This window comes from Mesorhizobium sp. M8A.F.Ca.ET.208.01.1.1, from assembly GCF_004791315.1.
Taxonomy (GTDB): domain Bacteria; phylum Pseudomonadota; class Alphaproteobacteria; order Rhizobiales; family Rhizobiaceae; genus Mesorhizobium.
On record NZ_SRUT01000192.1, the window covers coordinates 1 to 332 of the forward strand.

Sequence of the window (332 nt, forward strand, 5' to 3'; positions counted from 1 at the left end):
CGCTGGGCGACCGATTGTCATTCCGGCGCTTTGTCGGGCTCGGGCTTGAGAGAGCATCCCCGATCACACGGTGCTGTCGCGCTTTCGCAACCTGCTTGTTGGCGAAGGGCTGATGGAGAAGTTGTTTGGCGAGTTGGACCGGCAGTTGGAGAAGGCCGGCGTGATCCTGAAGCGCGGCACGATCCTGATCGCGCAAGGCCTCGCGCATGAAGAGCAGGATCGGATCGTCTATCGCGCCAACATGCTTTCGATGTTACGGCAGCGCGAACTGAACCGTGTTGCCGGGCAGCTGTCGGAGGAGCTTGGACTGTCTTATGTCGAAGCCCGGTCTG

Annotated in this window: 1 protein-coding gene and 1 pseudogene; both read left to right on the forward strand. The window is 60.8% G+C overall.

What is annotated here, in order from left to right:
• Positions 1–187 (forward strand): annotated as a pseudogene (locus tag EN851_RS34875) (transposase); the annotation flags it as partial.
• Positions 161–332 (forward strand): DUF3363 domain-containing protein (locus tag EN851_RS36645; protein WP_245520897.1); only part of this gene is annotated, 172 nt, incomplete at its 3' end. The pseudogene EN851_RS34875 and the gene EN851_RS36645, both read left to right, overlap by 27 nt.